20 protein-coding genes are annotated in these 18788 nt (G+C 71.8%); 13 read left to right on the plus strand and 7 right to left on the minus strand.

Annotated elements, in window-relative coordinates; translation table 11 throughout:
• Nucleotides 1-7 precede the first annotated feature (7 nt).
• From V4Y04_RS19775 to V4Y04_RS19790, 4 genes are all read left to right on the plus strand, one after another.
• The gene (locus tag V4Y04_RS19775) at nucleotides 8-1360 is read left to right on the plus strand and encodes a sensor histidine kinase (RefSeq protein WP_332429520.1); all 1353 of its coding nucleotides are present in this window, start codon (nucleotides 8-10) and stop codon (nucleotides 1358-1360) included.
• Nucleotides 1357-2019, plus strand: coding sequence for a response regulator transcription factor (locus V4Y04_RS19780; protein ID WP_332429521.1), 663 nt, complete (start codon nucleotides 1357-1359; stop codon nucleotides 2017-2019). Before V4Y04_RS19775 ends, V4Y04_RS19780 begins: the two co-directional genes overlap by 4 nt.
• Nucleotides 2020-2176: 157 nt before the next feature.
• Nucleotides 2177-3535, plus strand: a complete 1359-nt coding sequence (locus tag V4Y04_RS19785) for a sensor histidine kinase (protein ID WP_332429522.1) — start codon at nucleotides 2177-2179, stop codon at nucleotides 3533-3535.
• Nucleotides 3532-4212: a response regulator transcription factor gene (locus V4Y04_RS19790; protein WP_332429523.1), complete on the plus strand. Its 681-nt coding sequence runs from the start codon at nucleotides 3532-3534 to the stop codon at nucleotides 4210-4212. The genes V4Y04_RS19785 and V4Y04_RS19790 overlap by 4 nt, the downstream gene beginning before the upstream one ends.
• On the opposite strand, the gene V4Y04_RS19795 is transcribed toward V4Y04_RS19790, so the two are convergent.
• Nucleotides 4182-4631, minus strand: a complete 450-nt coding sequence (locus tag V4Y04_RS19795) for an ATP-binding protein (RefSeq protein ID WP_332429524.1) — start codon at nucleotides 4629-4631, stop codon at nucleotides 4182-4184. The two genes, V4Y04_RS19790 and V4Y04_RS19795, sit on opposite strands and share 31 nt — an antisense overlap.
• Nucleotides 4632-4852: 221 nt before the next feature.
• Here V4Y04_RS19795 and V4Y04_RS19800 point away from each other — a divergent pair, with 221 nt between their 5' ends.
• From V4Y04_RS19800 to V4Y04_RS19810, 3 genes are all read left to right on the plus strand, one after another.
• Complete coding sequence (locus V4Y04_RS19800; protein WP_332429525.1) at nucleotides 4853-5704, plus strand: helix-turn-helix domain-containing protein; 852 nt, start codon at nucleotides 4853-4855, stop codon at nucleotides 5702-5704.
• 8 nt (nucleotides 5705-5712) lie between these two features.
• Entirely contained in the window at nucleotides 5713-5913 is a 201-nt protein-coding gene (locus tag V4Y04_RS19805; RefSeq protein WP_332429526.1) for a DUF397 domain-containing protein, read from the plus strand.
• 614 nt (nucleotides 5914-6527) lie between these two features.
• Entirely contained in the window at nucleotides 6528-7745 is a 1218-nt protein-coding gene (locus V4Y04_RS19810; protein WP_332429527.1) for a cytochrome P450, read from the plus strand.
• Here the strand turns inward: V4Y04_RS19810 and V4Y04_RS19815 are convergent.
• Entirely contained in the window at nucleotides 7728-7970 is a 243-nt protein-coding gene (locus tag V4Y04_RS19815; protein WP_332429528.1) for a hypothetical protein, read from the minus strand. The genes V4Y04_RS19810 and V4Y04_RS19815 overlap by 18 nt on opposite strands.
• A gap of 194 nt (nucleotides 7971-8164) precedes the next feature.
• Here V4Y04_RS19815 and V4Y04_RS19820 point away from each other — a divergent pair, with 194 nt between their 5' ends.
• Both V4Y04_RS19820 and V4Y04_RS19825 read left to right on the plus strand, forming a co-directional pair.
• Complete coding sequence (locus V4Y04_RS19820) at nucleotides 8165-8527, plus strand: hypothetical protein (RefSeq protein ID WP_332429529.1); 363 nt, start codon at nucleotides 8165-8167, stop codon at nucleotides 8525-8527.
• Nucleotides 8524-8895 carry a hypothetical protein gene (locus V4Y04_RS19825; protein ID WP_332429530.1) on the plus strand — a complete coding sequence of 124 codons (372 nt, stop codon included), beginning with the start codon at nucleotides 8524-8526 and terminating at the stop codon, nucleotides 8893-8895. Before V4Y04_RS19820 ends, V4Y04_RS19825 begins: the two co-directional genes overlap by 4 nt.
• Before the next feature lie 82 nt (nucleotides 8896-8977).
• On the opposite strand, the gene V4Y04_RS19830 is transcribed toward V4Y04_RS19825, so the two are convergent.
• On the minus strand, nucleotides 8978-9874 hold the full coding sequence (locus V4Y04_RS19830; protein ID WP_332429531.1) for a diacylglycerol kinase: 897 nt from the start codon (nucleotides 9872-9874) through the stop codon (nucleotides 8978-8980).
• 185 nt (nucleotides 9875-10059) lie between these two features.
• Between V4Y04_RS19830 and V4Y04_RS19835 the strand changes: the two genes are divergently transcribed.
• A complete protein-coding gene (locus V4Y04_RS19835; RefSeq protein ID WP_332429532.1) occupies nucleotides 10060-11343 on the plus strand; it encodes an adenylosuccinate synthase in 1284 nt (427 codons plus the stop codon).
• 128 nt (nucleotides 11344-11471) lie between these two features.
• Here V4Y04_RS19835 and V4Y04_RS19840 read toward each other — a convergent pair whose 3' ends face one another.
• The 3 genes from V4Y04_RS19840 to V4Y04_RS19850 form a co-directional block, all read right to left on the minus strand.
• On the minus strand, nucleotides 11472-12122 hold the full coding sequence (locus V4Y04_RS19840; RefSeq protein WP_332429533.1) for a hypothetical protein: 651 nt from the start codon (nucleotides 12120-12122) through the stop codon (nucleotides 11472-11474).
• A gap of 183 nt (nucleotides 12123-12305) precedes the next feature.
• Nucleotides 12306-13013 carry a GntR family transcriptional regulator gene (locus V4Y04_RS19845; RefSeq protein ID WP_332429534.1) on the minus strand — a complete coding sequence of 236 codons (708 nt, stop codon included), beginning with the start codon at nucleotides 13011-13013 and terminating at the stop codon, nucleotides 12306-12308.
• Between the two features lie 200 nt (nucleotides 13014-13213).
• Nucleotides 13214-14575, minus strand: coding sequence for an aspartate aminotransferase family protein (locus tag V4Y04_RS19850; RefSeq protein ID WP_332432920.1), 1362 nt, complete (start codon nucleotides 14573-14575; stop codon nucleotides 13214-13216).
• A gap of 158 nt (nucleotides 14576-14733) precedes the next feature.
• Here V4Y04_RS19850 and V4Y04_RS19855 point away from each other — a divergent pair, with 158 nt between their 5' ends.
• The 3 genes from V4Y04_RS19855 to V4Y04_RS19865 all read left to right on the plus strand — a co-directional run bounded on the left by V4Y04_RS19855 (nucleotide 14734) and on the right by V4Y04_RS19865 (nucleotide 17866).
• On the plus strand, nucleotides 14734-15339 hold the full coding sequence (locus V4Y04_RS19855; RefSeq protein WP_332429535.1) for a DJ-1/PfpI family protein: 606 nt from the start codon (nucleotides 14734-14736) through the stop codon (nucleotides 15337-15339).
• The gene (locus tag V4Y04_RS19860; RefSeq protein WP_332429536.1) at nucleotides 15336-15794 is read left to right on the plus strand and encodes a MarR family winged helix-turn-helix transcriptional regulator; all 459 of its coding nucleotides are present in this window, start codon (nucleotides 15336-15338) and stop codon (nucleotides 15792-15794) included. Before V4Y04_RS19855 ends, V4Y04_RS19860 begins: the two co-directional genes overlap by 4 nt.
• 77 nt (nucleotides 15795-15871) lie before the next feature.
• Complete coding sequence (locus V4Y04_RS19865) at nucleotides 15872-17866, plus strand: protein kinase domain-containing protein (protein ID WP_443080048.1); 1995 nt, start codon at nucleotides 15872-15874, stop codon at nucleotides 17864-17866.
• A gap of 95 nt (nucleotides 17867-17961) precedes the next feature.
• Here V4Y04_RS19865 and V4Y04_RS19870 read toward each other — a convergent pair whose 3' ends face one another.
• Nucleotides 17962-18714 (minus strand): SLATT domain-containing protein, encoded by a 753-nt coding sequence (locus V4Y04_RS19870; protein WP_332429537.1) that lies wholly within the window; start codon nucleotides 18712-18714, stop codon nucleotides 17962-17964.
• Nucleotides 18715-18788 lie beyond the last annotated feature (74 nt).

An 18788-nucleotide genomic window follows, 5' to 3' on the forward strand; every position in this document is an offset into this window, starting at 1 on the left:
GGCGCGGATGATGGAATCGAGGGTCGTGCGGGTGGTGGTCGGCCGGGTACGGCGCACCTGGGACGTGCTGCGGGACGACCTCGGCACCGTCCGCACCGACCCGCTGCCCCCGTCCACCTGGCTGCGCTGGCTGCCGCACGGGGCTCTGTGTCTGATCGCGTTCGGGACGTTCAGCGGTGGTCTGCCCCAGCTCATGGACCATGCGTCCCTAGTGGTCGGATACGCCGTCGTGATCACGCTCGGGCAGAGCGGCGCCGTGGTCGTCGCGCTGCGCCGGCCGGTCGTCGCCTGGTGGCTGTCGATGGCGGCCACGGTGCTGGGCGCGGTCGTGGTCCATCACCAGTTGTACGGCCCGGCGGCCGGGTTCCAGTGGCCCTGGACCGTTTCCGGCATCGTCTCCCATCTGTTCGTCCTGCTGCTGGTCGCGCTGCGCGTGCCCACCCGTGTCGCGGTCGAGGTACTGGCCCTGACCGCGCTGGTCACCTACGTCCTCCAAGGTCTGTGGGGCGGGCCGGACTACGAGTCCACCGGCATGGTCGCCGTCGTCCTGTTCGCCACCGCCGTCCTCCTCGGCATCGCCCTGCGCGGCCGCCGCGAGGCCCGCGCGGAACTGCGGCAGCAGACCACGCTCACCGCCGAGGAGCGGGCCCGGCGCACCCTGCTGGAGGAACGCAGCCGCATCGCACGCGAGTTGCACGACGTGGTGGCCCACCACATGTCGGTCATCTCCATCCAGGCCCAGGTCGCCCCGCACCTCGTCGAGAACCCGTCCGACGAGCTCAGGGAAAACCTGGCCGGCATCCGGCAGAACGCCCTCGACGCGCTCACCGAACTACGACGCGTCCTGGGCGTACTGCGCTCCGAACATCCCGACTCCCCCGGGCACGAGGACGGTTCCGGCACCGCCCCGCACGCCCCGCAGCCCACCCTGGACCGGATCGAGGCGCTGGTGGAGAACACCAGGGTCGCCGGACTCACCGTGACCACCGAAGTCACCGGTGAGCGGCGGCCGTTGCCGCCCGGCGTCGAACTGTCGGCGTACCGGATCGTGCAGGAGGCGCTGAGCAACGTGCTGCGTCACGCACCCGGCGCCACCGCCCATGTCGTCCTCACCCACGAGCCGCACGGGCTGGGGGTGGAGGTGACCAACACCCGGCCCACGGGCGAGGCGCCCCCGTCCGCCGGTGCCGGGCACGGGCTGCTCGGCATGCGGGAGCGGGCCGCGATGCTCGGCGGCAACCTCACCGCCCGCCCCCGGTCCGACGGCGGCTACCTGGTCACCGCCCGCCTTCCCGCCGACTCCCGCACCGGCACCGCCGACCCGGCCCTTCAGTACAAGCACAAGGACGGCACCCCATGATCCGCGTACTCGTCGCCGACGACCAGCAGATGGTCCGGCAGGGCTTCACCGTGCTGCTGAACACCTACCCCGACATCGAGGTGATCGGCCAGGCGGTGGACGGTCTCGACGCGGTCGCGCAGGTCGCCGACCTCGCCCCGGACGTCGTCCTGATGGACATCCGCATGCCCGAACTCGGCGGCATCGAGGCCACCCGCCGCATCACCGCCGCCACCCCGCACATCCGGGTGCTGGTGCTGACCACCTTCGACCTCGACGAGTACGTGTACGAGGCGCTGCGGGCCGGCGCCTCCGGCTTCCTGCTGAAGGACGCCTCCAGCGACCAGCTCGCCGAGGCCGTACGAGTGGTGGCGGCCGGCGAGGCGCTGCTCGCGCCCGGCATCACCCGGCGGCTGATCGCCGAGTTCGCCCGCCTGGAGGACAGACCCCGCCCCCCGCTCAGGGAGCGCGTCGGCGCTCTCACCGAGCGGGAGACGGAGGTGCTCGGGCTGATCGCACAGGGCCTGTCCAACGCGGAGATCGCGGCGCGGCTGGTGGTCGCCGAACAGACCGTGAAGACCCATGTGGGCCGCATCCTGGTGAAGCTGGGCCTGCGGGACCGCACCCAGGCGGCGGTCTTCGCGTACGAGTCGGGGCTGGTCCGGCCGTCGGGGTACTGACGTGAGGGGCGGCCCGCCGGGTGCTCCCGTGGGCCGGGGGCGTCACGGACCGTCGGCGGTCCTCCCCGTACGGCCCCTTGTAGTACCTGAGACGGAGGCCCGGGAACCCCTCTCAGCGGGGACGCCCCCGACCACCCGGTCGGCCTAACGTGTGACCGTGACTGAGACGACCCACGCCCACCCCGCGGCCCCGCCGCCCGGGGACGGGGCCAAGACCCGCAGCCCGGAGTACCGGCTGGCCCAGAACTCCCTGCGCGGGCTGCGCCACGACCTGTTCGACGAGGCCTTCGCCTACCGACCGCTGCCGCGCCGGCGGACGGACGGCCCGTTCGTCCGCCGGCTGCCCGGCCGGCTGAGGTCCTCCGCGGAACACCTCCCGCACGCGCTGGTGGGGGCGGTCGCGCTGCTCACCCTGTGCGCCGGCGCGCTGGCGGGCGGCCTGCCCGGCGGGGACGTACTGGCCCTGCTGGCCGGCCTGCTGTGCGCGGTCCCGGTGCTCGCCACGCTGGTCCGGCCGGTCGGCGCGTTCTGGCTGTCGCTGGCGGTGACCCCGGTGGTCGCGGTCCTCAACGGCAGCGGAACCGAATGGCCGTGGATGCCCGGCGCGTTCATCTGCCACCTGGCGGTGCTGGTCGTCGTGGCGCTGCGCACCCGGCCCCGCACCGCCGCCTGGATGTGGGTCCTGACCGTCGTGTACGCCTTCCTCTCGGACATCATTTTCGGCGGGTCGTACTACTACACGAACAGCGGGCCCATGATGGTGACGTCCGCCTTCGCCCTGCTCCTGGTCTCCCTCCGGCACGTCCGTCACACCGCCCAGCAGGAGGTGACCGCCCAGCAGACGGTCACCGCGCACGAACGCTCCCGGCGCACGCTCCTCGAGGAGCGCACCACCATCGCCCGCGAGCTGCACGACGTGGTCGCCCACCACATGTCAGTCGTCGCCATCCAGGCCGAGGCCGCGCCCTACCGGGTGGAGAACCCGCCGCCCGAGCTGGAGCGAGCCTTCGTCACCATCCGCGAGAACGCGGTGGCCGCCCTCACCGAGCTGCGCCGGGTCCTCGGCGTGGTCCGCGCCGAGGACTACGAGGTCCCCGACGCCCCGCAGCCCACCCTCGCCGACCTGGACGCCCTGCTCGCCAATGTGCGGGACACCGGTCTGGACGTGGAGAAGGCGGTGACCGGGGCGGTGCGCGAGCTGCCGCAGGGCGTGGAGCTGTCGGCGTACCGGATCGTGCAGGAGGCGCTGAGCAACAGCCTGCGGCACGCGCCCGGGGCGAGCGCCCGCGTCGAGATCGGGTACGTCCTCGGCGGCCTCGGCCTGCGCGTGGTCAACGGCCCGGCGCCCGCACCGAACCTGCTGAAGCCCTCGCCCGGCGCCGGGCACGGCGTCACCGGTATGCGCGAGCGGGTCACCATGCTGAACGGCGAGATGACGGTCGGCCCGACCGACGACGGTGGCTACGAGGTCGCGGTGTTCCTGCCGGTCGCCTCGGTGAACGAAGGTGACGCATGAGTGACGACGACCGCACCATCCGCGTTCTGATCGCGGACGACCAGATGATGGTGCGCGAGGGCTTCTCGGTCCTGTTGAACGCGATGCCGGGCATCGAGGTCGTCGGCGAGGCCGTCAACGGCCGGCAGGCGGTGGAGCGGGTCCGTGAACTCGCCCCCGACGTCGTCCTGATGGACATCCGCATGCCCGAGCTGAACGGTATCGAGGCGACCCGCGAGATCGTCGCCGCCGACAGCGCCGCGAAGGTGCTGGTGCTGACCACCTTCGACCTCGACGAGTACGTCTACCAGGCGCTGCGCGCGGGCGCCTCCGGCTTCCTCCTCAAGGACGCCTCCGCCCGCCAACTCGCCGACGGGGTGCGGGTGGTCGCCTCCGGAGAGGCGCTGCTCGCCCCCGCGGTGACCAAACGCCTGATCACGGAGTTCTCCAAGCTGTCCGAGGCCCCGCGCCTGATGCCGTCCGCGCAGGCGGCCTACGGCGACCTGACCGAACGCGAGACGGAGGTCCTGGTGCTCATCGCACAGGGCCTGTCGAACGCGGAGATCGCCGGCCGCCTGGTGGTCGCCGAGTCGACGATCAAGACGCATGTGAGCCGTATCCTGGTGAAGTTGGGCCTCCGCGACCGCACCCAAGCAGCCGTCTTCGCCTACGAGGCCCGGCTGGTGACACCGGGCTGACCTGGCTGACCGGGCTGACCGGCGAGTTCGCACCACACGTACTTGCCCCGGTTGCCGAACCTGGAGAGCGGATGCCAGCCCCACAGGTCGGAGCAGGCCCTGACCAGGGCAAGCCCCCGGCCGCCCTCATCGGTGGTGCTGCCGTTCAACTCCGTTGAAGTGTCAGGTGGTTCGGGGTTGGCGTCCCACGCGCCGATCCGCAGCACGCCGGCCGACCAGCGCACCCGCAGCGCGGCGGGCCCCTTGGTGTGCGTCACGGCGTTGGTGATCAGCTCCGCCGCCAGCAGTTCGGCGACGTCGACCAGGCGGATCAGGCCGTGCATCGTGAGGATCAGGCGGAGGGTGCGGCGACTGATGGCCACGGCGCGCGGATCGTTCGGAATGTACAAGGAGTACTCCCAGGACTCGTTTTCGGGCATGCGTCGACTCCGTTCGGTGAGGTGGGGGTGCCGCAGCCGCCGGGCGGTGTCTCTGCCGCAGCCGTCAGAACAGGACGGAGCGGTGCACTTCCGGTGCCCCGGGGTTTCGCAGCGTGTGCGTCGCGTCACTGACGGTACGGCAATAATTATTGCCGTTGCAAGGTGCTGTCGTAGTCTGGCACTCGAATGAGTGGTGCCGGCAAGTGGGTTGAGGAGGGTGAATGCCGCCGAGGAGTCATGCCACCGGGCGACAGGTGCGTCTGGGTGCCGAGCTGCGACGTCTGCGTGAGGTGGCTGGGCTGAAGGCGCGCGAGGTAGCCGGGTTGCTGAATTCGACCTCGGCTCAGATCAGCCAGATGGAGCTGGGCTTCGCCGGTGTCAGCGAAGAGCGGGTGCGGCGGCTCGCGGCTCACTACGCCTGCACGGACGAGGCATTGATCGATGCGCTTGTTGCCATGGCGACCGACCGTACGCGTGGTTGGTGGGAGGAGTACCGGGGAGTGCTGCCACCGGTGTTCCAGGACACCGCTGAAGTCGAGCACCATGCGACGTTCCTGCGGGAGGTCGTGATCACGCATGTTCCAGGGCTGCTGCAGACTGCTGACTACGCACGCGCGATCTACACATATGTGCATCCCGGCTTGCCCGAAAGCGAGTTGACCACCCGTGTGGAGCACCGGATGAAGCGACGTGCTGTGGTCGCAGGCGACAACGCGACCCCGTACGAGACGCTGATCCACGAGTGCGCTCTTCGTGTCCGCGTGGCGGACCGCAGTGTTTCTCGCGCTCAACTCCAGCAGATCCTGTACCAAATCGAGCAAGGACAGGCCAAGGTGAGGGTCATCCCGTTCGATCAGGACGGCTTTGGCGGCGCCGGGATCTCGATGATGTACGCGGGTGGTCCGGTCCCTCAATTGGACACCGGTCTTCGGGACGCCCCCACCGGGGTTGCCTTCATCCATGCGAACGCACAACTGAAGCAGCTTCGAACGCTTTTCCTTAGAATGCAGGACGCGTCGCTGACTCCCACCGCGTCGCGGGACTTCATCCACCGCTTGACGAAGGAACTGTGAGGCGAGACATGACTGAGGCCATGCGTTGGCGTAAGTCCACTTACTCGGGCGGCGGCGACGGCGACACCTGCGTAGAGATCGCGGAGTCGCACCCCCGCATAGCCATACGCGACTCCAAGGCCCCCGCCCGCGCCGTCCTTTCCGTCCCCGCCCTCTCCTTCGCGGCCTTCGTCGAGCACGTGAAGCGGAACGCTCGACCAGGGGCGTGATCCCGGGCGTTCAGCGGCCTCGCCGGTTCTCGACACAGGGGCCCGTTCCCGGCCGGGGCTCGGGGCGGGACATGTCGTTCCAAAAGCGTGAGCACTTCGGCCGCAAGTGTCCCAATGCCGCTCATCTGAGCTCTCACGTGACACTTGCCCACCAAGTGCTCACGCTTTTCAATAAGGCACCCGTCTCCGGCCCGCAACCACGGTGTCGGGAACCACGGCGCCGGGACCGCGGGAATCCGGTACACCACTCGACGGGCTGCATCGGACGGACGCTTCGGCGCTGCTGCGGGGTCGGCCTCCGGGGGACTCATCCGTAACGGGGCATCACCCAGGGGTATGGCCCAGGAGGTCCTCGACGGCGTGGATCATCCTCCGGAAGGATCTGCTTCCCTCCCTCGCGGCGTTCAAGCCGATCAACGCGGAGAACTTCGCCCGACGGAGGGTCTCCTTGCAGGACTCGCACATCACCGATTCCAGTCGGCTCCTGGCTCCCCGCTCGGCTTCCGGATCCGAGGGTGCGCAGGCGTCGTCGCGGACGGCCGGGTGGCTGCGGAGCGAGCCGGCCGGACGGACGCCTCTGGGCACAAACCCGGTCGGCGCCCTATGGTCCGTCCATGACGGCTGAATCCGACCTTGCGTTCGACCCGTGGAACCCGGCGTTCCTCGCCGACCCGTATCCCGCCTACGCCGAGCTGCGGGAACGGGGGCGGGTGCACTGGTTCGAGCCGACGAACCAGTGGCTGGTTCCCCACCACGCGGACGTCTCCGCGCTGCTGCGGGACCGGCGGCTGGGGCGGACGTACCAGCACCGCTTCACCCACGAGGAGTTCGGCCGGACCGCCCCGCCACCAGAGCAGGAGCCGTTCCACACCCTCAACGACCACGGCATGCTCGACCTGGAACCGCCGGACCACACCCGCATCCGGCGGCTGGTGTCGAAGGCGTTCACCCCGCGCACCGTGGAGCGGCTGAAGCCGTACGTGCGGGGGCTCGCGGACGACCTGGTGTCCCGGCTGGTGGCGGCGGGCGGCGGCGACCTGCTGGGGGACCTGGCCGAACCGCTCCCGGTCGCCGTCATCGCCGAGATGCTGGGCATCCCGGAGTCCGAGCGTGCGCCGCTGCGCCCCTGGTCGGCGGACATCTGCGGAATGTACGAGCTGAACCCGTCCGAGGAGACGGCGGCGAAGGCGGTCCGCGCGTCGACCGACTTCTCGGACTACCTGCGCGAGCTGATCGCGGCCCGCCGCAAGGAGCCGGGCGACGACCTGATCTCGGGGCTGATCGCGGCCCACGACGAGGACGACCGCCTCACCGAGCAGGAGATGATCTCGACCTGCGTGCTGCTCCTGAACGCCGGTCACGAGGCCACGGTGAACGCCACGACCAACGGCTGGCTGGCCCTCTTCCGTAACCCGGACCAGCTGGCGGCCCTGCGGGCCGACCACTCCCTCGTCCCGACGGCCGTCGAGGAGCTGATGCGCTACGACACCCCGCTCCAGCTCTTCGAACGCTGGGTCCTGGACGACATCGAGATCGACGGCACGGTGATCCCCCGGGGCGCGGAGATCGCCATGCTCTTCGGCTCCGCCAACCACGACCCGGCCGTTTTCACCGACCCCGCCCGCCTGGACCTCACCCGCGCGGACAACCCGCACATCTCCTTCAGCGCGGGCATCCACTACTGCATCGGCGCCCCCCTGGCCCGCATCGAACTGGCGGCGTCCATGACGTCCCTGCTGGAGCGGGCCCCGACACTCCGGCCGGCGACGGAACCGGAACGGAATCCGAACTTCGTGATGAGAGGCCTGGCGGGACTACACGTGGAACTCTGACCTCCGCCTCCGCCGCAGCACCCGCGCGCCCAGCCACCAGAGCAGAGCGGGCAGAACGGCTCCGGCGAGAAAGACGAGCGGCAGCTCGGTGAGGACGGCGCCGAAATCCATCCCCTCGTTCTCGAACCCGTTGCCGAGATGCCGCTGCGTACGGTCCGACGTCCCCCAGGCGAGCACGGCCCCCACGGCCCCCGCCACCGACACCAGACACCCTCCGCACGTCATCGCGTCCCGTTCCATACCCACCAGGACGCCCTCACCCCGGCTCCCGGTTTCCCCGCCCTGCCGGATATCGGCAGGCAACCGCGCGGGTCGTCTGCCGGGTCCGGCAGATGAAGGAGCGGCCTCCGGACGATCATGATGTTCACTCAGCGGTCCCGGCGTTGCGGGGGCTGCGGGAAGTGGGAGGGGAGGCGCGGATGTTCGGGAGCGTGAACGGGGTGCTGGAAACGGCCGTGTATGTGCTCGCCGCGGGCATGGGGCTGGGTTGTGCATGGCTGGGCTGGCAGGCGGTGCGCCGGCCGCGACGGCCACCGGGGTCGGTGATCCAGGGGTCCGTACGGGTGGTCCGTGCCTGGGGGTTCAGCTTTGCGCTGCTGGGGGTCCTCTTCGCCGTGAAGGCGGTGACCATGGCGGCCGGTGGGAACCCGGGCCGTGTGACGGACCTGATCACGTGGGTCGCCGGGCCGCTCGTGGTCGGCTCGGTGCTGGCAGCGGGTGTGTCCCGGGGGCGGGAACGCCGTCGGGCCCGGGCCGCCGCGAACAAGGCGGGGCAGGAGTGAGCCGGTTCGTCCCCTGGAGCGAGGCGGTGCTCGTGGCTGCCGCCTGCTGGACGGTCTGCGGTCTGGGATACGGGGTCCTCGCCGTGTTCGACGAGCCGCATGTGCCCGTTGCTCCCCTCGTCGGCATGGGACTCGTCCGGTGGTTCTTCACGCGCCACCGCTCCTGGCCGGCCGCGTTCGCGGCCGGTCCGGCGGGGGCCGTGACGCTGTTCGGTCTCGTCGACGTCCTGCGCCCGGCCCTGAACCACTACGTCGCGGACGCGCTGGCCACGGGGGCCGCGGCGTCGGTCGCCCTGACCGTCTTCACCCTGGTCGGGCGAGGAGGAAGAGGACACCGCCCCGATACCGGCACGCGGACGATGCCGTAGCCGCCGGCCAGGTCTGCGTCATCCGTCCCGTGCGTCATCCGTCCCGCGGGTCGTCCGTCCTATGGGTCGTCCGTCCCGCGCGTCACCTGGCCGGCAGCGTCAGCCCCCAGGCGTCCTCCCGGGCCACCCACGTCCGGGTGCCCACCGGCCCGGACACCAGGGCGTCCGCCCGGTAGCGGAAGTGCGCTCCCGACACCGTCACCGTGTGTCCCTCGGCCAGCAGCAGCGACGCTTCCGCGCCGACGGACACCGGCCGCACCTCGACCCGGGCGATCCCGCCGGGCCCGGGGACGATGGAGACGGACTCCACCGGCTGACGCAGGTCGACGAGGGTCTTCCCGTCGACCTCCACCCGCAGCCGGACCGGCCCGCCCTCGAGGGCGGAGGCGACCCGGGGCGGCCGGACCGGCACCAGGGTCCGTACCAGGGACTGGCAGGTCCGCAGCCATGGACGCTGCCCCGCCCAGGGGGCCCTGTAGGGGTCCTCCGGGTCCTCGGCCTCTTCGGCGTCCTCCTCCCGTACCCGGTCGGCGCCGACCGGCGGAATCCGCACCGCGCCGAGCACCACGCCGTCGCTGTCGTCCACCAGCAGGTTCATCCGCCGCTCGGCGCCGTCCAGCACGGCGCGCGCCGCGGCCACCGCCCCCGTGGGCACCCCCAGCGACCGGGCGAGCGACAGCGTGCCCCCGACCGGCACCAGGGACAGTGCGCAGCCGGTCAGCTCCCGCTGCCGGTGCAGCAGTCCCACCGCCCGCATCAGGGCCCGGTCGTCACCGACCAGCACCGGGCGCCTCGAGCCCCGCCGGGCGAGCGCGCGGGCGAACTCCTCCGGCCCGTCCGGCAAACACACTTTCGTCGTCGCACCCCCGCTGAGCACGTCTTTCGCGATACGTACGGACTCGCCGTCGCTGCGGCGGGCGACCGGATCGATGACCACCAGGAGCTGATCGGACGTCGGGGAAGTCGCCACCTCGGCCATGCCTCGCTTCCTCGGGTAGCATCTTTGTGCAAGAGCCCCTTGCGCTGTTGCGCAGGGGCTTCGTCTATTCCGGGGCATACGGTCCGACGGTTGGCGGCCACGGTGGTCGCGGTGTGTGCGCGGTGGAGATCCTCCGCGTATGCCCTTGACCCTGGACATGCCCCGCCCGGAAGGGGTGTACGCGCGTGCCCGCACTTGTGCTGCTCGGTGCTCAGTGGGGTGACGAAGGCAAGGGAAAGGCGACGGACCTGCTCGGCGGATCCGTCGACTACGTGGTGCGTTACCAAGGCGGCAACAACGCCGGCCACACGGTGGTCGTGGGCGACCAGAAGTACGCCCTCCACCTGCTCCCTTCCGGAATCCTGTCTCCTGGTTGCACTCCCGTCATCGGCAACGGTGTCGTCGTCGACCCCTCTGTCCTGTTCTCCGAGCTGAGCGGGCTGAACGAGCGCGGCGTCGACACGTCGAAGCTCCTGATCAGCGGCAACGCCCACATCATCACGCCGTACAACGTGACGGTGGACAAGGTGACGGAGCGCTTCCTCGGCAAGCGCAAGATCGGCACCACGGGCCGCGGTATCGGCCCGACCTACGCCGACAAGATCAACCGCGTCGGCATCCGGGTCCAGGACCTGTACGACGAGTCGATCCTCACCCAGAAGGTCGAGGCGGCCCTCGACGCCAAGAACCAGATGCTCACCAAGTTCTACAACCGGCGCGCGATCGCCGTCGAGCAGGTGGTCGAGGAACTGCTGGGCTACGCCGACAAGCTGGCGCCGTACGTCACCGACACCGTCCTGGTCCTCAACCAGGCCCTCGACCAGGACAAGGTGGTCCTCTTCGAGGGCGGCCAGGGCACCCTGCTCGACATCGACCACGGCACGTACCCCTTCGTCACCTCGTCGAACCCGACCGCGGGCGGCGCCTGCACGGGCGCCGGCGTGGGCCCGACGAAGATCAGCCGGGTCATCGGCATCCTCAAGGCGTACACGACCCGCGTCGGCGCCGGCCCGTTCCCGACGGAACTTTTCGACGAGGACGGCGAGGCGCTGCGCCGCATCGGCGGCGAGCGTGGCGTCACCACCGGCCGCGACCGCCGCTGCGGCTGGTTCGACGCGGTCATCGCCCGCTACGCGACCCGCGTGAACGGCCTGACCGACTTCTTCCTCACCAAGCTCGACGTCCTCACCGGCTGGGAGCAGATCCCGGTCTGCGTGGCCTACGAGATCGACGGCAAGCGCGTCGAGGAGCTCCCGTACTCCCAGACGGACTTCCACCACGCGAAGCCCGTCTACGAGATGCTCCCCGGCTGGTCCGAGGACATCACCGGCGCGAAGTCCTTCTCCGACCTGCCGAAGAACGCCCAGGCGTACGTCAAGGCCCTGGAGGAGATGTCCGGCGCCCCGATCTCCGCGATCGGTGTGGGTCCGGGCCGCGACGAGACGATCCAGATCAACTCGTTCCTCTAGTCCGCTCCCGCCGTACCCCGCCGCACCCCGACGTCCCGGTGGCCCGTCCAGGGCCGCCGGGACGTTTTCATGTCCGGGCCGTCCGGGGCGTTCAGGCCGTCCGGGACGAGCCTGCCGCCGCCCGGGGCTCAGCTGAAGACGATCATCGAGCCCTGGGCCAGGCTGCGGGTGGCCGCCGCGTGCAGGCCGAGCCAGACGTGGCGTTCGCGGGCGAAGGGGCTGGGATCGTACGGCGCGGGGACGGCGGGTTCCTCCAGCTCGGTCGGTCCCTGCGGAGGCTGCGGTGCGGCCGGCGGGTTCGCGGGGTCGATGCCGAGGGCCGGGGCGACGACCTCCAGTTCCCGCAGCAGCGCGTGGGAGGAGCCCAGCGGGCCGCCTCCGGCGAGGAGTTCGTCGCTGGAGAGCGGGTGCGGGAAGTCCACGGGCACGTAGGCCCCCGCGTGGTCGTAGTGCCAGACCAGGTGCGACTGCTGGGCCGTCGACTCGAACATCTCCAGCAACTGCTCGTAGTCGCCGCCCAGCTCGCCCACCGGCGTGACCGGCAGTCCGCACACCTGGAGCAGATACGTGCGCCGCAGGAAGTGCAGCGCGTCGTAGTCGAAGCCCGCGACCGGGGCGACCTCGCCGGACAGGCCCGGCATGTACTGATACACCGGAACCGGCGGCAGCCCGGCCCCGGCCAGTACCTCGTTGTACTGCGCGAGTTCCTCGGCGAACGGATTGTCGGGGGTATGGCACAACACGTCGACGAGCGGTACCAGCCACAGGTCACAGGCCAAAGAGGGCTCCTCGCATAGCGCGTCCACCACATCCGGTACGTCCGGTGCGTCCAGTACGGAGGTCAGGGAAGGGTACCGGCGGGGCACGAGGGTGACACCCCTCGTGCAGATCCTCTACCCATACCAACACAGACGACGCGGGCCCCGGCCCCCGGGCTCCACTTCGCGCTCGCTCCGGGCCGTTCAGTCCGCGGGGAGCTGTTCGACGAGGGCCAGGGAGTGGGCGTTGTACGACGCGACGACCGCGCGGGCGGAATCGGTGTCACGGCGCACCAGCGCGTCGACCAGCTCGGTGTGTTCGGACCACAGCTGCCCCCGCAGATCGGGCAGGCGCCGCAGGTGCTGGACCACGCAGACCCAGGTCTGGACGCGGATCCGGTGCAGGAAGGCGGTGAGGTGGGGGTTGCCGAACAGGGTCACGAGCTCGCGCCAGAAGCGCAGGTCGTAGCCGATCACCACGGTGAGGTCGCCGGCGAGGGCGGAACGCTGGGCCTCCTCCCCGCGTCGCCGGACTCCGGCGAGCGCGGCGGCGACCCGTGGTTCCTCGGGCCGCAGGCGCGCCAGGCGGCCGTTGACGTCGGACAGGGCCCGGAACATCCCGTCGATCACCAGCGTGCGGGCCTCGATCATGCCGCGGAAGTCGTCGACGGAGTACTCGTGCACCCGGAAGCCCCGGTGCTGGTCGGAGTCGAGCAGCCCCTGCGCCGACAGGTCGACCAGCGCCTCCCGTACGGGGGTCGCGGACACCCCGTACTGGTCGGCGATCTCCTTGACGGTGAACTCCTGCCCCGGCTCCATCCGCCCGGCCAGCACCTCGTCCCGGAGCGCGTCGGCGATCTGCTGCCGCAGCGTGCTGCGCGTCACCGCGCCGTTGCCGCTGATGCCGGGCATGGTCGGGCGTCTCCCTTGTCGTGTTCGAGTGGCGTGACCGTCCCACGTGTGGGGGCGGGCGGTGCGTGTGTCCCGGGCGCCGGCCGGACGCATCCAGCGCACGCACCCAGCGCACGTGTTCGGCGCACGTGTCCGTCCACGGTCACGCCACTTTACGTGTTCGAGTGGCCTACGCCTGTTCGAATGACCGGGTCATCTCCTCACGGCCGGTCCACGAACTCGTCCGCCGCCGACAGCGCCGAGTCCAGCGCGGCCAGGCCCTCCTTCAGCTCGGCCTCGCTCACGGTGCACGGCGGGACGACGTGGGTGCGGTTCATGTTCACGAACGGCCACAGTCCCGCCGCCTTCGCGGCGGCGGCGAAGGCGGCCATGGGGGCGCCCGCCTCACCGGTCGCGTTGTAGGGGACCAGCGGCTCCCGGGTCTCCCGGTTCCGCACCAGTTCCAGCGCCCAGAACATGCCGACCCCGCGGACCTCGCCCACGCTGGGGTGCCGCTCCGCCAGTTCACGCAGCGCCGGCCCGACGACGGACGCCCCCAGCCGTGCGGCGTTCTCGACGATGCCCTCCTCGGCCATGGCGTTGATCGTCGCGACGGCCGCGGCGCAGGCCAGCGGATGCCCGGAGTAGGTGAGCCCGCCCGGGTAGGGCCGTTTCGCGAACGTCTCGGCGATCGCGCCCGAGATCGCGACGCCGCCGAGCGGTACGTAGCCGGAGTTGACGCCCTTCGCGAAGGTCATCAGATCCGGCACGACGTCGTACAGGTCCGCCGCGAACCAGGTGCCGGTCCGGCCGAACCCGGCCATCACCTCGTCCAGGACGAAGACGATCCCGTGCTGGTCGCACAGCTCCCGCACCCCGGCGAGATAACCGGGCGGCGGCGGCATGATGCCCGCTGTCCCCGGGATGGTCTCCAGGATGATCGCGGCGATCGTCGACGGCCCCTCGAAGGCGATCGTCGTCTCCAGGTGCTCCAGCGCCCGCGCGCACTCCTCTTCCTCCGTCCGCGCGTAGAAGCGGGAGCGGTACAGGAAGGGCGCCCAGAAGCGCACGACCCCGGCCGTACCACTGTCGGAGGCCCAACGGCGCGGGTCGCCGGTGAGGTTGATCGTCTGCTGGGTGCCGCCGTGGTACGAGCGGTACGCGGAGAGCACCTTGGGCCGTCCGGTGTGCAGCCGCGCCATGCGGACGGCGTGCTCGACGGCGTCCGCGCCCCCGTTGGTGAAGAAGACCTTGTCCAGGTCGCCCGGTGTCCGCTCGGCGATCAGCCGGGCCGCCTCCGACCGCGCCTCGACGGCGAACGCGGGCGCGAACGTCGTCATCCGGCCGGCCTGCTCCTGGATCGCGGCGACGACCTTGGGGTGCTGGTGGCCGACGTTGGTGAAGACGAGCCCACTGGTGAAGTCGAGGTAGCGCCGGCCCTCGTAGTCCCAGAAGTACGACCCCTGGGCCCCGGCGACGGCGAGCGGGTCGATCAGCTCCTGCGCGGACCAGGAGTGGAAGACGTGGGCACGGTCGGCGGCCTTCACGGAGACCCCGGTCTCGGGGTTCGGCTGTGCGGTCATCGGCTGGGCAGTCATACGGGCGAGCGTAAGTCGCGACCCTCCATTTTTGACAGCATGCTGCACATCTGTCAGCATGCTGTCATGAGGGTCGGTCGGGGTCGGCCCGGCCGGCCGCCGTCGCGGCAGCCTCATTCACCGGCGCACGCCAGGGAGCGGTCATGACCCGCAAGCCCGTCCATCTCGCCGTCTACGACACCTTCGCCGACTGGGAGACCGGTCACACCACCGCGCACCTCGCCCTCGCCGGGTACGAGGTCCGTACCGTCGCGCCCACCGGGGCGCCCGTCACCAGCGTCGGCGGGCTGCGCGTGCTGCCCGACCTCGCGCTCGACGAACTGCGGCCCGAGGACAGCGCGCTGCTGATCCTCACCGGCGCCCGCCTCTGGGACGAGGGCGACGACCTCGCCCCCTTCGCCCGCGCGGCCCGCGCCTTCCTCGACGCCGGTGTGCCCGTCGCCGCCATCTGCGGCGCCACCGCCGGACTCGCCCGCGAGGGACTGCTCGACGAGCGGGCGCACACCAGTGCCGCCTCCTTCTACCTGGCCGCGACCGGTTACGCCGGCGGCGCTCGGTACGCGGAGGCCGACGCCGTCACCGACGGCGGACTCGTCACCGCCGGACCCACCGAACCCGTCGCCTTCGCCCGCGAGGTCTTCCGGCTGCTCGGCGCCTACGACGAACCGGCGATCGACGCCTGGTACCGGCTCTTCCACGACTCCGACCCCCAGGCGTACGCCGAGCTCGAGAAGGCCCTGGGCCGGTGAGCCGCGAACAGCGGGATCTGCTCAGCCGCGGCGCGCTCGGTGCCTTCCGGCTGAACGGCGAGTTCCTCGCGGTCGCCGAGGAACTCGCCCGGCCCGCCGGACTCACCGCCGCCCGGTGGCAGGTGCTCGGCGCGGTCCTCCGCGAACCCCTGCCGGTCTCCGGCATCGCCCGCGTCATGGGCATCACCCGGCAGAGCGTGCAGCGCGTCGCCGACCTGCTGGTCGAGCGCGGTCTCGCCGAGTACCGGCCCAACCCGGCGCACCGCCGCGCCAAGCTCCTCGCCGTCACCGAGCGGGGGCGCGCGGCCGTCGCGGGGATCGGCCCCGGCCACGCGGCCTACGCGCAACGCCTCGCGGAGGCGTTCGGCGAAACCGAACTCGCACAGGCGGTCCAGACGCTGGAACGCCTGTGCGCGGTGCTCGACGACCTCGGACCTCCTGTTACGGAACCGTAGACAACACCCGGCTCGCCCCGGACCGTGCCCGGCTTATCCTCAGGCTGTTGCTCACGGCGGGGGAAGGCGGCAGAGCGATGGACAAGCACGGACCGGGGGCGGGGGACGCGATGGGAAACCAGGACGCCCGGCATCCCGGCAGCATCGGCGCGTACCGGCTGCTCGCGCGGCTCGGAGCCGGCGGGATGGGGGAGGTCTACCTCGCCCGTTCCGACCGGGGACGCACCGTCGCCGTCAAACTGGTGCGCGAGGAGCTGGCCCAGCAGGAGGAGTTCCGGGCCCGCTTCCGCCAGGAGGTGCAGAACGCCCGGCAGGTCGGCGGCGACTGGACCGCGCCGGTACTGGACGCGGACACCGAGGCCCCGGTGCCCTGGGTCGCCACCGGATATGTCGCCGGACCCAGCCTCCAGCAGGTCGTCGGGAACGACCACGGCGCACTGCCCGAGCGGTCGGTCCGCATTCTCGCCGCCGGTCTCGCGCACGCCCTGAAGGACATCCACGCCGCCGGCATCGTGCACCGCGACCTCAAGCCGTCCAACGTGCTCGTCACCATCGACGGGCCGCGCGTCATCGACTTCGGGATCGCACGGGCCATGGAGACCGTGACCGACGGCGGCCTCACCCGCACCGGGGCGCTGGTCGGCTCGCCCGGGTTCATGGCGCCGGAGCAGGTGCGCGGCGATCGCCTCACCCCCGCCTGCGACGTCTTCTGCCTCGGCTCGGTGCTCGCCTACGCCGCCACCGGCGAGCTTCCCTTCGGCACCGCCAACAGCAGCGTGCACGCCCTGATGTTCCGTATCGCCGAGGAGGAACCCGACCTCGGCCGGGTCCCCGAGGGCCTCGCCGGCCTCGTGAAGGACTGCCTCAGGAAGGACCCCGCCCAGCGGCCCACCCTCGACCAGATCCTGCTGCGCACCGGCGCCGAGGAGACCGTCGCCGACGGCCGTTCCCGTGATCCCTGGCTGCCGGCCGCGCTGGTCGCCCAGCTCGGCCGGCACGCCGTACGGCTCCTGGACGCGGAGGACCCCCAGGCGCCGCCGCCCGCGCGGGACGGTTCCGCGCCCGAGGGCCCCGCTCCCGCCGCCACCCCCGAACACGCCCCCGCCGCCGACGACTCCGCGCCGCCCGTGCCCGGCACGCCCGGTGGCGGCGCGCAGGTGAACCACCTGCCCACCCTGGTCGTCGGCCCGAATGGCCCGAACGGCCCGAACGGCCCCACCGCACCCCCGGGCCCGGCCCCGGGCACCCCGGCGGCCGGGCAGAGTCCCGCCGCCTACGGCCATCCCCAGCCGCACCCCCAGCCGTACTCGCACCAGCACCCCCAGCCGTACTCGCACCAGCACGCCCAGCCGCACGCCCAGTCCCCCGGCTACGGCTACCCCTACAACGGCTACGGGGCCGCCGGCGCCACCCCTCCCTACGGCCCGCCGCCCTTCGGTACGAATCCGACGCCGTACGGCCCGCCGCAGTCCCCGCGCGACAACCGTTCCACCGCGCTGCTCGTCGTGATCGCGCTGGTCGTCGCGCTCGCCGCGGGCGGCACGGTGTACGCGCTGATGCAGGGCGGCGACGGCAACACCGCGGGCGGCGATCCCTCGGGCACACCGACCGACGGCACGTCCCAGGGCGGCAACCCCTCACCCGACGGGAAGTCCTCGACCGGGACGGACGGAACAGACGACCCGGGCGGCGTCGCCGGGACGGATCAGCCGTCCGCCGACGGGGCGATCCCGACCGGGTACCTCGGCAGCTGGTCGACGACCATCGACAACGCGAGCGGGCTGCACAGCCGCACGCTGACCATTCAGCAGGGCGAGGCCGGTGACACGGTCATGTCCCTCGTCGCCGACGGGCCCACCGGCAACGGCGCCTACCACTGCGTGTTCGAGGGCGACCTCACCAGCGCGGGTTCCGGCGGCCGGCTGGAGATCGGCCCGACCACCGTGACGGTCGGCCGACCGCGGAGCGCCTGCACCCCGGGAGCCGCCAGCGCCGTCACCCTCCTGCCCGACGGCTCCCTGAAGCGCGTGAACACCAGCAGCGGCGAACAGTTCACCTACACGCGGGACTGACACACCCTCTCGACCGCACATCCGCTCCGCGCCGACGCACACTCGGCGAACTCCGCTCCACGGGACTCGCCGCGGCCCTTCTGCCCGGGGCCGGCTCACCTCGGCTCCGGCGGCCGCTGCCGGGGCATGTTCGGGCGGGTGGCCCCGGGCGCGGACGAGAAGCGGCCGTGGGGCCGGCCGTCCGGCTCGGGGCGGCCCGTGCCCGCCGGCGCCCCCTGGATGCCCGGCGGCACGCTCGCGCCCGTACGGAAGTCCATCATCCAGTCCGCCGTCTCGACCCGCACCAGCTCGCTCACGTCCTCCGAGAACCGCCGCAGCACCGACAGGCACCGCTCGGCCGCCTCGCTCGCGGTGCCCTCGGCCGGTCCCAGTACCTCGCGGACGCACTCCGACGCCCAGTCGAACTGGAACGCCTGCAGCCGCCGCTGCACGGCCTGCGCGGTCGCCACGTCCCGCATCCAGCCGGAGGTCACCCCGAAGAACCGGTCCGCGGCCACACAGACGACCGCGAGCAGCAGCGACAGGTACCCCCAGGGGGCGACACCGTCGGTCGCTCCGGTCAGATCCAGCAGCGGCAGCGCCGCCCCGGCGGCCACCCCCGCCGCGGCCCCCGTACGCAGCGCCCGCGCGCACCGGCGCTTCCAGGCCCGCTCGGTGAGATACCAGGCGGCGGTGTCCAGCGCCCCGCGCTCCACCCACCGGTACAGCTCGTCCAGCCGGGGAGCGGGTTCGCCCCAGTCCCCGAGCGGGAACACCCGCCCGGTCAGATCACCCGGCCGCAGCCCGGCCGCCCCCTCGCCGACCCCGTCCTGCGGACGGCCCTCGGGCTGCATCTCCGGCTGAACCACCCGCTGCTCCCTACTTACCTCGGAATCCGATTCCGATCTCCCGGCCTGACCTCCACTGGCCCCCTGTGAGCGCC

The organism is Streptomyces sp. P9-A2 (assembly GCF_036634175.1).
In the GTDB taxonomy this organism is placed as follows: Bacteria; Actinomycetota; Actinomycetes; order Streptomycetales; family Streptomycetaceae; genus Streptomyces; species Streptomyces pratens.